The 14,571-nt window shown below is 41.7% G+C and carries 8 protein-coding genes and 4 pseudogenes; all 12 read right to left on the bottom strand.

The window, feature by feature from the left end:
• Positions 1-119: 119 nt before the first annotated feature.
• Positions 120-1,413, bottom strand: a pseudogene (gene eno / locus PROCOU_RS02155) (phosphopyruvate hydratase).
• A 110-nt stretch (positions 1,414-1,523) separates the two neighbouring features.
• A complete protein-coding gene (gene gpmI / locus PROCOU_RS02150; RefSeq protein ID WP_036069382.1) occupies positions 1,524-3,056 on the bottom strand; it encodes a 2,3-bisphosphoglycerate-independent phosphoglycerate mutase in 1,533 nt (510 codons plus the stop codon).
• The gene (tpiA, locus tag PROCOU_RS02145) at positions 3,057-3,812 is read right to left on the bottom strand and encodes a triose-phosphate isomerase (protein WP_036069381.1); all 756 of its coding nucleotides are present in this window, start codon (positions 3,810-3,812) and stop codon (positions 3,057-3,059) included.
• A 202-nt stretch (positions 3,813-4,014) separates the two neighbouring features.
• Positions 4,015-5,206: pseudogene (locus tag PROCOU_RS02140) on the bottom strand (phosphoglycerate kinase).
• Positions 5,207-5,294: 88 nt separating this feature from the next.
• Positions 5,295-6,306 (bottom strand): annotated as a pseudogene (gene gap / locus PROCOU_RS02135) (type I glyceraldehyde-3-phosphate dehydrogenase).
• 34 nt (positions 6,307-6,340) lie between these two features.
• Positions 6,341-7,387, bottom strand: a complete 1,047-nt coding sequence (locus PROCOU_RS02130; protein WP_036069379.1) for a sugar-binding transcriptional regulator — start codon at positions 7,385-7,387, stop codon at positions 6,341-6,343.
• Positions 7,388-7,787: 400 nt separating this feature from the next.
• A complete protein-coding gene (gene rpoN / locus PROCOU_RS02125) occupies positions 7,788-9,143 on the bottom strand; it encodes an RNA polymerase factor sigma-54 (protein WP_036069377.1) in 1,356 nt (451 codons plus the stop codon).
• A 177-nt stretch (positions 9,144-9,320) separates the two neighbouring features.
• Positions 9,321-10,250 carry a dipeptidase gene (locus tag PROCOU_RS02120; RefSeq protein WP_036069375.1) on the bottom strand — a complete coding sequence of 310 codons (930 nt, stop codon included), beginning with the start codon at positions 10,248-10,250 and terminating at the stop codon, positions 9,321-9,323.
• 60 nt (positions 10,251-10,310) lie between these two features.
• Positions 10,311-12,515, bottom strand: coding sequence for an MMPL family transporter (locus PROCOU_RS02115; protein WP_036069374.1), 2,205 nt, complete (start codon positions 12,513-12,515; stop codon positions 10,311-10,313).
• A 96-nt stretch (positions 12,516-12,611) separates the two neighbouring features.
• Positions 12,612-13,214 carry a TetR/AcrR family transcriptional regulator gene (locus PROCOU_RS02110; RefSeq protein ID WP_036069372.1) on the bottom strand — a complete coding sequence of 201 codons (603 nt, stop codon included), beginning with the start codon at positions 13,212-13,214 and terminating at the stop codon, positions 12,612-12,614.
• Positions 13,215-13,281: 67 nt separating this feature from the next.
• Positions 13,282-14,148 (bottom strand): UV DNA damage repair endonuclease UvsE, encoded by an 867-nt coding sequence (uvsE, locus tag PROCOU_RS02105; RefSeq protein ID WP_036069371.1) that lies wholly within the window; start codon positions 14,146-14,148, stop codon positions 13,282-13,284.
• Positions 14,149-14,238: 90 nt separating this feature from the next.
• A pseudogene (locus tag PROCOU_RS02100) lies at positions 14,239-14,571 on the bottom strand (hypothetical protein); the annotation flags it as partial.

The raw sequence follows: 14,571 nt of genomic DNA, 5'->3' as shown, positions 1-14,571 counted from the left end.
CCTATCTGTTATTGCACTTTATAAGTTGCTTTTATTTTTAGTACAGGTAAGTTATATAATTCCTTACATAAAAAAAAGACCCCCAGAAAACACTCTGGAGGCCCTAAATTGGATAGCGATTATTTTTTCAAGTTGTAGAAAGTATCGTCGCCGTGATATTGAGCTAAGTTACCTAGGTTATCTTCAATACGTAGCAATTGGTTGTATTTAGCAACACGGTCCGTACGAGTTGGAGCACCTGTTTTGATTTGTCCAGCGTTTGTTGCAACAGCAATGTCAGCGATTGTGCTGTCTTCTGTTTCACCTGAACGATGGGAAATAACTGCTGTGTAACCAGCGCGTTTAGCCATTTCGATAGCGTCTAATGTTTCAGTAAGCGTACCGATTTGGTTAACTTTGATAAGGATTGAGTTAGAAATGCCGTTATCAATTCCTTCTTTTAGTTTCTTCGTATTTGTAACGAACAAGTCATCACCAACTAATTGTACGCGATCACCAAGGCGTTCTGTCAATAGTTTGTGACCTTTCCAGTCGTTTTCGTCTAAACCATCTTCAATAGAGATGATTGGGTATTTATTTACTAACTCTTCATACCAAGCAACCATTTCCTCGGAAGTACGTGTTACGCCTTCACCTTTAAGCTCGTAATTGCCAGTTTCACGGTTATAGAACTCAGAAGAGGCAGCATCCATAGCCAATTTAACTTGCTCACCTGGTGTATAGCCAGCTTTTTTTGATAGCTTCGATGATTGTTTCTAAAGCTTCTTCATTAGATTTAAGGTCAGGGGCGAATCCACCTTCATCACCAACACCAGTGTTAAGGCCTTTACCTTTAAGAACTGCTTTTAAGTGATGCAAGATTTCAGTACCCATACGCAATGCTTCAGAGAAAGTTTTAGCTCCTACAGGCATAACCATGAATTCTTGAATATCTACGTTATTGTCAGCGTGCTCGCCACCATTAACGATATTCATCATTGGAACTGGCAATACTTTCGAGTTAACACCACCAATGTACTCGTATAACTCAAGGCCTAATTCTTCTGCTGCTGCGCGAGCGGCTGCCAAAGAAACACCTAGAATTGCGTTTGCGCCTAATTTACCTTTGTTTTCAGTACCATCAAGCTCAATCATTGCTTGGTCTAAACCAATTTGATCTGTTACGTCAAAACCGATAATTTTGTCTGCAATAATGTCATTTACGTTTTCAACAGCTTTCAAAACACCTTTACCCATGTAACGGTTTGAATCGTTGTCACGTAATTCTACTGCTTCATATTCACCAGTAGATGCGCCACTTGGAACTAATGCGCGACCAAATGCGCCAGTTTCTGTGTAAACTTCTACCTCGATAGTTGGGTTACCACGGGAATCAAGGACTTCACGTGCGTATACTTCAGTAATAATAGACATAATTTATACTCTCCTCTAAAAATGAATTTTTGTAAGGAAGTGACCGAATTACCGGTTGCTTACCTTCTTATTTTAGCCTTGTTTAGTCAAAAACGCAAAGCAAGACTTGTTTATTTTTGAATTAAACTTTCGCCCGTCATTTCTACTGGTTTTTTCACGCCTAAAAGATCAAGCATTGTTGGAGCTACATCGGCTAAACGCCCACCCTCACGCAATGTTACACCAGCTTTTGTAACAATGACTGGTACCGGCACTGTCGTATGAGCTGTATGTGGTTTACCTTCTGGTGTTGTCATCGTTTCGGCATTACCGTGATCAGCGAAAATAATGGCTGAACCACCTTTTTCCAAAATAAGATCAACAACACGTCCAAGATTCTCATCCACTGCTTCAATGGCTTTTTTTGTCGGTTCAACCATACCAGAATGACCTACCATATCAGGATTAGCAAAGTTTAAAATAATGGCATCGTGCTTATCATTTTTGATATCTTCCACTAACGCATCTGTCACTTCATAAGCGCTCATTTCAGGTTTCAAATCGTACGTTTCTACTTTCGGCGAGTCAATTAGAATCCGGCTTTCACCAGGGAATTCTTCGTTGCGCCCACCATTCATGAAAAATGTAACATGAGGATACTTCTCTGTTTCAGCAATACGCAATTGCGATAAACCTTCATTAGATAAAACTTCCCCAATAACATTTGTCATCGGCGTTGGCTCAAAAGCAACTTCTGCCACAATACTTGGATTGTAAAGTGTCATCGTTACGAATTTAATATTTTTTGGATGCGTTTGTCCACGATCGAAATGTTCCCATTCCGTATCTGTAAATGCATTTGAAAGTTGGATGGCACGATCAGGACGGAAATTGAAGAAAATAACAGCGTCATTATCTTTCACAGTAGCGACTGGCTTACCATCTTTCGCTATAACAGCTGGAACGACAAACTCATCATTTTTACCGTCTGCGTAAGAAGCTTCAACCAACTTCACAGGATCCTCAAATTGTGCGCCTTCCCCTTTTACAATTGTATTGTAGGCTTTTTCAACACGTTCCCAGCGTTTATCACGATCCATTGCATAGAAGCGTCCAGAAACAGTTGCAATCTCACCATAGCTCAGCTCAGCAATAGCTTTTTGTAACTCTTCCAGATACCCTACAGCAGATTGTGGTGGTACATCTCGACCATCAAGGAAAGCATGGATATAGACATTTTTCACACCTTCTTTTTTTGCTGTATCAAGTAATGCCACTAGATGGTTTATGTGACTATGCACGCCACCATCAGATAACAAGCCGAATAAGTGAAGGTCGGAATTATTCGTTTTTGTATGTGTAAATGCATTGTTTAAAGCCTCGTTTTTGGCAAATTCGCCTTCTTCGATTGCTTTGTCAATACGCGTTAAACTTTGGTAAACAATACGTCCAGCACCGATATTGGTATGCCCTACTTCCGAGTTACCCATTTGCCCTTCTGGCAGACCAACGTCTAGACCCGATGCTTTTAGCTGTCCATGCGGATAAGTTTCCCAATAGCGATCAAAATTAGGTTTATTAGCTAGCGCAACAGCATTCCCAATTGTTTCGTTACTTAAACCAAAACCATCAAGAATGATAATAGCTACAGGTGATTTTGCCATTTACTTCACTGCCTCCAATAGAGCTAAGAAAGAAGCTGGCTCAAGGCTTGCCCCACCAACTAATGCTCCATCAATGTCGGATTGTGCCATATACTCAGCAATGTTCTCAGGTTTTACACTACCGCCGTATTGAATACGAACAGCGTCTGCTGCTTCTTGGGAAACAACTTCTGCCACAGTTTGACGAACAACAGCACATGTGTCATTAGCGTCTTTACTTGTGGAAGATTTACCAGTTCCGATTGCCCAGATTGGCTCATAAGCGATGACAGATTTAGCAACTTGTTCTGCTGTCAAACCTTCCAGTGCTGCGCGAATTTGTCCACTCACCCATTCGTTTGTTTGACCAGCTTCACGTTGCTCTAAAGTTTCACCACAGCAAATAATTGGAGTCATCCCGTGTTTGAAGATTGCGTGTGCTTTTTTGTTGATATCTTCGTCTGTTTCGTGGAAATACTCACGACGTTCAGAGTGCCCAATAACAACATAAGAAACACCTAAATCAGCAACAGCAAATGGGCTAATTTCACCAGTGAATGCACCTTCGTCTTCAAAATAAGTATTTTGCGCTGCGATTCTAAGATCAGTTCCCTCCGTCAAGCGAACTAATTCTTGTAAAAACAATGCTGGTGCTGCGATTACGGAATCCACAACATCGTTACTTGGAACTTTAGACTTGACGTCCTCAGCAAATTGTCCAGCTTTCGCTGCCGTTTTGTTCATTTTCCAGTTTCCTGCAATGATTGGTTTACGCATATAGTTGACCATCCCTTCTCTTTGCAGCGCGTCGACAAACGCTCATCTTTGCCGTTAAACCTTCCGTTCCGGTAGTCGCGCATACCCGAGTATGCTCTGTTCGGTACCCAGCTTTGCCTAAAACTTAGGCATTTGTCGACACGCTGAGGTTCACGGATACTATTTTAACCCGCGAAACACGAGAGGCTAACAGTTTCAAACATTATTTATCGCTAATAGATTCAACGCCTGGTAGCTTTTTACCTTCTAGGTATTCTAGAGAAGCTCCGCCACCAGTAGAAATGTGTGTAAATTTGTCAGCGTAACCAAGGTCCATCGCTGCTGCTGCACTATCTCCACCACCGATTATTGTTGTTGCGTCATCAAGATTTGCGATGGCTTCACAAACGCCAATTGTTCCTTTAGCAAAGTTGCTCATTTCGAACACTCCCATAGGACCGTTCCAAACAACTGTTTTCGCACCTTGTAACTCTTTTGTAAAAAGTTCTACTGTTGCAGGGCCAATATCCAAACCTTCTTCATCAGCTGGGATGTGGTTCGAGTCAACTGTGTGGAATGGTGCATCATTGCTGAATTCACGAGAAACAACATTGTCGATTGGAAGCACTAATTTGTCGCCTGCTTTTTCAAGTAAGCTCTTCGCAAGATCGATTTTATCTTTTTCTAAAAGTGAAATGCCGACTTCTCTACCTTGTGCTTTGAAGAATGTATATGCCATTCCGCCACCGATAAGTAATTTTGTCTGCTTTTTCGATTAAGTTCTCGATAACGCCGATTTTGTCGGAAACTTTTGCGCCACCAAGAATTGCAACCAGTGGACGTGTTGGGTTATCCACAACGCCACCGATGAACTTGATTTCTTTCTCCATTAGGAAGCCTGCCGCTGAATCTAAGTTAGAAGCAATTCCAACGTTAGAAGCATGTGCACGGTGAGCTGTTCCGAACGCATCGTTAACAAAAACATCACCTAGAGAAGCCCAATACTTGCCTAACTCAGAATCATTTTTACTTTCTTTTTTGCCATCAATATCTTCAAAACGCGTATTTTCGAAAAGAATAACGTCGCCGTCTTTCATCTCGCTAATCGCGCCTTCCAGTTCAGGCCCACGCGTTACAGGTACAAATTTTACTTCCTTACCTAATAATTCGCTCAAACGTTCAGCAACTGGGCGAAGCGATTTGTCCGCTTTATCTTCTTCTGTCTTCACTTTACCTAAATGAGAGAAAAGAATTGCTTTACCGTTTTGCTCAAGGATATATTGAATCGTTGGAAGCGCCGCTACGATACGATTATCATTGGTAATTTTACCGTCTTTCATTGGAACGTTAAAATCAACACGTACTAGAACTTTTTTGTCGTTTAAGTCTAAATCGGTCACAACTTTTTTAGCCATATTACTTTTCCTCCATACTTTTCAAATAAAAAGCGGAAACAAAAGACCTGTTCCCGCTTATTTGTTTATTATTTAGTTCTTAGCAATCTTATTTAGCAATTTTAGCAAAATATTCAAGTGTACGAACTAATTGTGCAGTGTAAGACATTTCGTTGTCATACCAAGCAACAGTTTTAACTAATTGTTTGCCACCAACTGAAAGGACTTTCGTTTGCGTTTCGTCGAATAAAGAACCGAAAGTGATTCCAGCGATATCAGAAGAAACGATTGGATCGTTAGTGTAACCGAAAGTATCTTTATCGCTTGCAGCTTCCATTGCAGCGTTCACTTCTTCAACAGTAACTTCTTTGTTAAGAACTGTTACTAACTCAGTTAAAGAACCAGTTGCAACTGGAACACGTTGAGCAGCACCGTCTAATTTACCAACAAGTGATGGTAACACAAGACCAATTGCTTTAGCAGCACCAGTCGTGTTAGGAACGATGTTTTCTGCAGCAGCGCGCGCACGACGGAAGTCTCCACCTGGGTGAGGACCATCAAGTGTCATTTGGTCACCTGTATAAGCGTGAATTGTAGTCATAAGACCTTGTTCGATACCAAATTTGTCTTCTAATACTTTAGCCATTGGAGCAAGACAGTTAGTAGTACATGAAGCACCAGAAATAACTGTTTCAGTTCCATCTAAAGTATCATGGTTCACGTTGTATACGATTGTTTTCATGTCGCCAGATGCAGGAGCTGAGATAACAACTTTTTTTAGCACCAGCTTTGATGTGTAGTTCTGCTTTTTCTTTCGCAGTGAAGAAACCAGTACACTCAAGAACGATATCTACACCTAGTTCGCCCCATGGTAATTCCTCTGGGTTACGGTTAGCTAAAACTTTAACTTCTTTACCGTTCACGTTGAAATAACCATCATGTACTTCAACATCGCCATCAAAACGACCTTGAGTAGTATCATATTTCAACAGATGAGCTAACATTTTAGCGTCTGTTAAGTCATTGATTGCCACAACTTCAATACCTTCCACATTTTGAATACGACGGAATGCTAGACGTCCGATACGTCCAAAACCATTAATACCAACTTTAACTGTCATAAGTCAATTTCCTCCTTGAAAATAATGAAATTTTTTATTTCAAAAGGGTGTTTTCCCCTTTTAAAAGCATCGTTGCTGCTCCTTCGTCTGTTACTAAAATCGTATGTGCCGGAGCGGTTTTCATATACGACTTGATTGCTTTGGCTTTTGAAGTGCCTCCTGCTAACGCAATAATATTCGGTATGCGAGGTAAGTCTTCAAACTGTAAGCCAAATGTTGGAACTTTATACACGACTTCTCCTTGTTCATTGAAGTAATAACCAAATGCTTCACCCACAGCTTGTCTGTCTGTGATTTTTTGCATTGTTTCGGCATTCGTGTGTCGACGCTGTGCCATCGTCATCGCATCACCGATACCATGCAATATAGCATTCGCTGATTGAACGAGTCGCAATCCTTCTTGAATTGCAGGCTCCTTCATTAATGATTGATACGCCTCTTCACCAAGCTGTTCCGGTACATAAAACATGCGGTGTTTCCCATTCGTCTTCGTTGCCATTCTATCACAAATCGTATTCGCCTGATTATTCAAGTCCTCACCAAGTCCACCACGCCCTGGGACAAAAAGCAACTCGCGCCCATTCGCAAAATCAGGCGTCATCATTTCGGCTAGCGTTGCCATTGTTGATCCACCCATTACAGCAATCGTGTTCTTCTTCTCTGTGAGCGATATATCCAGTTGTTCGAGTGCCACACGTCCCATTTCTTCCAAGACCCACGGCGTTACATCGCTATCTCCCTGAACCACAAAACAAGCTTTGATCTTTAATTTCTCGCGCAGTCTATCTTCCATTGTATGTATTCCCGTCAACTGATTCATAACGGATTCTAATTCGCGAAATACAACCAGACCATCCTTCGTCACTGTCATCCCAGCGGGGGCAATGCCAATTAACCCCTGTGCTTTCAAAAATTCTACCTCACCACGCAGTACCCGCTCACTCATACCAAGCATTTGGGCGAGTGTCCGTCTACCAACCGGTTCCGCAAAATAAATCGAGCGCAAAATTTGATAGCGCTTCTGCATTACTAGAAGCATGTCGGGTAATAATTTCTTTTGAATGTTAATAATATCTGACATTTCAAAGTCTCCTAACCACCTTGGACTCTTCTTGACCCGCTTAGTCATAAGATGTCCCGATAAAACTAAAAAAACAAGAGAACTAAGTCTTTGCTAGTAAACTATTGTGACCATTGCCGATAAATATCGAACCAGTCATCTTTTCGTTTCTAAACTAACCCATCTCTTTCGTAAATCGCCTGCCATAAAGCAAGTAGTTATTTCATTACCCTACAACAACCATTCTACCAGTGATTAGTTCAAAATTCAAGCGTTAAGCTACTATATTAAAGAAAAATTCACGATTTATTAACACTGCATCCCTACTATTAAAAAAGACACATTACTATATTCCACGGAATGACTGTGTTAAAACATAAAACAATCCAACTAAAAAACCTCTTGAATAGATAACAAGAGGTCAAGCAAACCTTTTACGCTTCGATGAGGATAAAATGTTCAACTCACCACGGTATTTAGCAATTGCTCGGCGAGAAACTTGGATACCTTGCTCGTCCAGCATCTCCACAATTTTTTGATCAGAAAGTGGTTTTAATTTATTCTCATTATTCACAAATTGCTGCATCAACTTCTTAATGCTCTGGCTTGAAACATCGCCAGCACCGGATTCCTCGCTCTCTTTTTTCATCAGACTCGATGAGAAGAAATACTTTAACTCGTACACACCGTGAACCGTTTCCATATACTTGCCATTCACTGCCCGACTAACCGTCGATTCATGTACCCCAATTTCCTCCGCAATCTCCTTTAATGTCAATGGTTGCAAATGCTTTTCCTCATGTAAAAAGAACTCCCGTTGATGCTCCACAATCGCAACACCAACACGGCCAATCGTGCTTTCTCGTTGCTCCAAGCCTTTTTTCAACCACTCAAACTCACCAGCCTTCTCCTTCAAAAATGCTGCAACATCCTTTTCCTGCGTCGCCTGCATCATTTGGAAATAACCTTCTTGAAATTTCATTCGCGGCAAAAATTGCTTTGCGACCTTGACCTGCAATTCATCCCCGTTTCGTTGCAAAACAAGATCAGGCACAACATATTGCACTCGTTCTGATTCGAATTCTGCACCAGGTTTCGGGTTAAGTGTAACAATAAAATCCGATATTGCCTGAATATCTATCATTTCAATACTCAATCCATCCGCAATTTTTTTCCAACGCTTGTTTGCAAAGTCATCAAAATAATCATGAATCAGATCATAAGCTTTATCCGGCGCTCTTTCATGACGCTCAATTTGCAGTAAAATACATTCTTTGGCATCACGCGCACCGACACCAGCTGGTTCCAAACTCTGCAAAACCGCTAGCATCTCCAAAACATCGCTCTCAGACATCAGTAACGCCGAAGCCACGACGTCCAACTCTGTCCGCAAATATCCATTATTATCCAAACTTTCAATTAGAAACAACAACACCAATTTCTGCTGACTCGTTATTTCCAAAAACTGCATCTGTTCCTTCAAAGCATCTGAAAGTGTCATCGTCGTATCTGCAATTTGCTCCAACCAATTTACATCATCAGCTCCTGTGAGGTGCTCTTTTTTGCGCATCGTCGTTAATGTATAATCAGAAGCCATGTCTACACCTGGTATTACCTCTATCAAAGGATTTTCAAGTGCCTTATCTTCCAGAAAAGCCGCCAAATCTTCCATATTGAACTGCAACATCGCGATGGATTGCGATAACTGTTGGGTCATCATCAACTTCATTGACTGCGTCTGTTGCTGCTTTTGGACAAAATTGGACTCTAATCTCATGAGATAACTCCTCCTACTTTATACTCGTCCCATCTATTATAACACGTCCACCCAAAGTCGATAAACCCCAAATAAAGAACTACATCTGTGACATAGCGCAAACAAAATAAAATCGTCTTACTCCTTAAGTTTGAAGTAAGACGAAAATTTTGCTTTACAAAACCAAGCCCACCTATCTTATTTTGGCAAATGTGCAATAAAATTATCGTAGCAAAATCCTTTAATCTCTTGCTCCGTAAAATGCTTTCTAAGCTCTGCAATAAATGCCGGATATTTCGAACAATCTTCCAGCCCCTCAATATGATACGGTATTCCATCAAAATCCGAACCAAAGCCAATATTTCGTACACCGCCAAGCTCACAAATATGCTTTATATGTGCAATTAAATCTTCCATATAAACAGTATCAGCCGTCTCCTTCACGAACAATGGATAGAAGACGATGTGAATCATCGCATCTTTTTCAAGTAAAGCTTTAATCTGGTCATCCGACAAATTCCGGGGATGTGCACAAATTGCCTTTGCATTGGAATGGCTCGCAATCGGATAATCTGCAAGCTCCATCACATCCCAGAACGCCTTCTCACTCAAATGTGAAACATCCGTAAATACTTTTCGTTCATTTAGTCTAGCCACTATCGCTTTGCCAAAATCCGTCAAACCTGCACCGCGCGATTCTTCAATCCCATCCGCCGCCAAGTTAGCGTTATTCCAGGTCAAACCAACCGAAAGCACGCCATAATCTAGCATTTGATCTAGTTTTCGTAAATCTGTCCCAATCGGCTCCACACTTTCTAATGTCAAAAATGCTGCAATCTTCTCCTCTGGCACACGATCCACATCAGACCACTGTCGAAGCGGCTTAATCACGCCATTCCGATGCAATACATGCTGTTTATAGATATTCACTTGCTCAATCGCTTTCTTCCATTTCTGTTCGACAGGTGTTGTTGGCTCCAGAAAAATCGCAAAAGCCTGCATTTTGATGCCACCTGCAATCATCTTTTCAAAATTAACATCCAGTTGCTCTGAATCTTGAAACATGACTTTTCCTACACCTGCTTGTAGCTTATAAAGAGCATCACAGTGCATATCCACGATGTTCATCATTACACCCACCCCCGTTTAATATATCCATTATATACTTTTTAGGGCAGGAAACAAGCATCAATGTTCTTTCTTATGACCTTTTCCTGGCCAGAATGCCCATTTTCCAAGCAACATCGTAATCGCCGGAACTAAGAATGGTCGCACAATGAACGTATCAAGTAAAACTCCAATCGCTGTGATTAGACCAAATTGAACGAGCAATTGAATTGGTAAAGTCGTCAAAACAGCGAATGTTCCTGCCAAAATAATTCCTGCCGATGTAATCACACCACCAGTCTGTCCAACACCCTCTGTTATTGCCTCACGCAACGATAGTTCCCTACTTTTTTTCCAGATACTAGAAATCATGAAAATGTTATAATCTTCGCCAAGTGCAACAATAAAGACAAACGCATAAATCGGAATCAAACCAGCAATAGCATCGGCCCCCATGACATAATGAATAATGAGCCAACCGAGTCCTAGTGCACTAAAGAATGAAAGCAAGACTGTTGCAACAAGATAAACCATCGCCGTCACCGAGCGCAAGTAAACGAGTAGTAACAACGCAATCAGGCCGATAACAAGTGGAATAATCAAAGCTTCATCCTGCTTGGTAACTGCGCGCGAATCATATTGTGTCGCTGTCTGCCCAGCAATCCAAACATTATTTTTCGAAATCCCAGCATCGCTAAGCGTTGTTTCAGCCACTTCACGGATATCCGGAATCACATCCATCGCCGCGTTGCTATAAGGATTATCCGCAAGCTCAATCGTATACATCACATAGTCCCGATTTTTTGTGCTTGGAATCCCCACAGAAACATTAGCCACGCCATCCTCTTTCTCCAAATTAGTCCGAAGATCTGTCTTTTCTCCGTTCGTTTTAACAATCAAATTCACTGGCGCCAATTGCCCCGCTCCAAAATGATCACTAATCAACGTAAAACCTTCACGTGACGGCATATCTTTCGGAAACGTCGAGAGCGTATCGTACGTATATTTCACCTGTGTCGCAAAAATCGCACATCCACCTAAAATCAAAATTGTAATCACGAATGTCTTTATCGGGTGTTTCGCTGACATTTCACCGACACGATGCCAAAAACGATTTTCGCGATGAGGTTTCGCCGTTTTTCCCTTTTTAGCAGCGCGCACTCGTGACATCTCCTCTGTACGCGGAACAAATGGCCAAAATGAAATTCGGCCAAAAATACCGAGTAGCGCTGGAACTAATGTCAACGAAGAAATCATCATAATCAAAATGGACAAACTAAACGGAACCGCAAAATTATGAATGGAACCATATTTTGCGACAAGTAAAATTAGCAAAGCCGCCATTACCGTGAACCCACTTAGCGCAATAGCCCCTGCTGTATTGCTAAAAGCCTTTTTAAACGCTGTATATCGGTTCTCATCATGATGCAACTGACTGCGGAATCTCGCAATCAAAAACAAACAATAATCCGTCCCAGCTCCGAAAAGAAGCACGGTCATAATCGACAGTCCTTGTGACCCGTAAGTAATCACGCCTTCTTTGCCAAGTAGCGCAATAATCGGCGTCACTGCCAAATAAGCAAATCCAACTGCAATAAGCGGAATAAATGCCAAGATTGGTGAACGATAAATCACCAGTAAGAAAATTAAAACGAGCAACACAGTACCAATTAATAGCGACACATCGGCATCACTAAACAATTCCGTTGCATCAACACCAATGCCCGCAGGTCCAGTCGTCCGAGCCGTCAATGTATCCTTACTACTCACCTTCTGATCAAACGGCTTATCTGCAAAAATCCCATTCGCCGTTTTCTCCAACTCTTCAAAACTTGTTTTGAGTTCATCGGAAGTAGCTGCTGAATCCATCAAAACCGTCTGAATAAATGTCGTACCATCCTTAGAAACCTGTTGCTTCAAAACAGGAAGTGGCATTTTATCGTACGGAACTACCGTTTTCTGATGATCCAGCGGGCTTTGCTGTAACTCCTTAGCAAACTCTTGAATTTGCGCTAAATCAACATTCGTCAAACCTGTGCTCCGAAACCATGTAATTAAAGCCGGCGTACCTTCTCCCATTGGAAATTGTTCATCCATCACTTTTTGTGCAACGACAGAGGGTTCCGAAGCTGCTAAATCGGGTGCCGCATCATCTTTATAATCCGCCGATTTCGGTAAAAAAACTTGTAAAGCAACCACAATTAAAATCCAGATAGCAAGCGTAATCCACCTGCCGCGCTTCCCACCTACCGCATTTGCAACCTTACTAAAAATACCATGACTCATTTCAAATTCCCCCTTATCCTTTTCACTTATCATACGATAAATATTTTCGTTTATCAATCGATAAATATTTATTTATAAAAAAAAGAGACATTTCATTTATACCTCTTTTTTACAAATCCCAAACATCATAAAATCAATCAGCTCATCTAGACGATCCGATATTGAACCAGTACGAAACGGGCTATCACTAGCAAAGACCGGGCTAATCGTTGACAAACAGTAACGTGCGGCCGTCTCACTTGTCACCCCATCACGCAGCACTCCGTCTTCTGCCATACGCGTAAAAAGCCGCTTAAACGGGTCCAAATAAGTAGACTGCCATAACTGGAACATCAAAAACTGATTTTCCTTTTTCAATTCATTCAAAATATCATGAATCATCATAACAATATTCGTTGGATGATTCTCGATTAGCATCATCAACATGGCCTTTAACTGTACTTTAGGTTCAAAAGCCGCCTGCTCAATTGGAATCATATCCGCGTGAATCTCGATTGTCAACTGCCGAACAACTTCCACATAGAGCGATTCCTTATCTTTAAAATGATGGTAAAGCGCTGGTTGGGTCATCTGGCACTGCGTTGCGATATCCCGCGTTGACACAGTTCGGTAACCCTTCTCCATAAACAAGTCACGAGCCGTTGTCAAAATCTTATTCCGCGTAAAAATTAATTCCTCCGCACGAGTCCGTTTTGCCATCGCATTTTCGCCTCCATCAGTCATTCATCTACATTCTACCATGACTTCATCCATCCGTAAACCTCCATCACAACTCCTCACGTAACTTCAAAACTGATTGTTCCTTGCGCTTAGCCTCAAACATAATATCGGCGTCTCGACCAGCCAATAACCCCATTAACCGCCGGAAATCCTCCAAATGAATAAAATCATGATGTGATCTGTCCTCACTTCCCGTTTTTCCAGAACTAATATGCATTTTTGGCGTCATTTTCCACGTTTTAAAAACATCCGTCACAATTTGCACCGCATCTGCATCCTGCTCGTGATTACAAATATGATGATGAATATCAAAGCAAACAGTTGCGCCCGTAGCTCTGGAAATTTCTAAAACATCATTCGCTGTATATATCTTATCATCATTCTCCAAACGTAAAAGCCGCTTAATATCATCTGATAAGCCGTTGTATTCCTGAATAAAGCGCTCACTTGCTGTTTTCTTATCCCCATAAGCCCCACCAATATGCAAAATCATATCTGTTCCACCAACCAAGTCTAGCAACTGCTGATGATACGTTAACTCCGCAATCGCCTTCTCTACCACATCCACGCGCGGCGAATTAATAATCGTATATTGCCCAGGGTGCATTGATAACCGCATCCCGTGAAGCTCTCGCAACCGACTAATCTCCGCCGTCAACGCCAAAATATCCGCATCTTGTTGCCAATCCCACGTCATAATCGAATGTGACGCAAAAGGAATCAAGTCACTCGACATTCGGAAAAAATAAATCTCGTGCGTCGCATTCCACTCCAAGACACGAATAACCTCCGCTAAATTATGTACCGCGATTTCCTTCACCTTTTCCAGCCCCTGCTCCTCCACAGTCCGCAATCGGCACGTCCGAAATTTAGAAGGCATCGACATATTAATACACGCATAACCTAATTTCACGCTTTTTCCCTCCATTCGCATCCAATCATAACAAAAAAGCAACTATCACACCAAATAAAGTGGTTTTGATAGCTGCTTTCACTAGCCTTCCTAATGTATAAACTCCGCCAAAATACTACTCACCACAACAGATAAGATTGTCACCGTCGAGAACCCAGCAATAATCATTTTCGGTAATATTTCTCCTTCAATCGCCGCGATTTCATCCCTATTTTCACCAGCACTTCTCGCGGCCTCTTGACTCAAAATCATCGTTCCAGGAAAACCGTAAAGCGTTGTGAGCCCAATCGCCATCGACATCGCCAGACTATATCCAAGAATTTTCCCCAAAATGGCCGAAAAAACGACGCTTCCTGTAACTCCAATGGCGAACGCGATACAAAGTGGTCCGATAAGCGCAACTAAATCGTCCACAGAAGACGT

The sequence above is a fragment of the Listeria rocourtiae FSL F6-920 genome, assembly GCF_000525975.1.
Taxonomy (GTDB): Bacteria; Bacillota; Bacilli; order Lactobacillales; family Listeriaceae; genus Listeria_A; species Listeria_A rocourtiae.
Note: the sequence above shows the minus strand (reverse complement) of the source record. Positions and strands in the feature narration are given on the sequence as shown.

Bases quoted from the DNA above. Each gene is read 5' to 3' on its own strand.
- PROCOU_RS02130 (WP_036069379.1), bottom strand. From the start codon at position 7,387: ATGTCAGATATTATTAACATTCAAAAGAAATTATTACCCGACATGCTT.
- PROCOU_RS02110 (WP_036069372.1), bottom strand. From the start codon at position 13,214: ATGGCAAAACGGACTCGTGCGGAGGAATTAATTTTTACGCGGAATAAG.
- PROCOU_RS02120 (WP_036069375.1), bottom strand. From the start codon at position 10,250: ATGAACATCGTGGATATGCACTGTGATGCTCTTTATAAGCTACAAGCA.
- gpmI (WP_036069382.1), bottom strand. From the start codon at position 3,056: ATGGCAAAATCACCTGTAGCTATTATCATTCTTGATGGTTTTGGTTTA.
- tpiA (WP_036069381.1), bottom strand. From the start codon at position 3,812: ATGCGTAAACCAATCATTGCAGGAAACTGGAAAATGAACAAAACGGCA.
- rpoN (WP_036069377.1), bottom strand. From the start codon at position 9,143: ATGAGATTAGAGTCCAATTTTGTCCAAAAGCAGCAACAGACGCAGTCA.
- PROCOU_RS02115 (WP_036069374.1), bottom strand. From the start codon at position 12,515: ATGAGTCATGGTATTTTTAGTAAGGTTGCAAATGCGGTAGGTGGGAAG.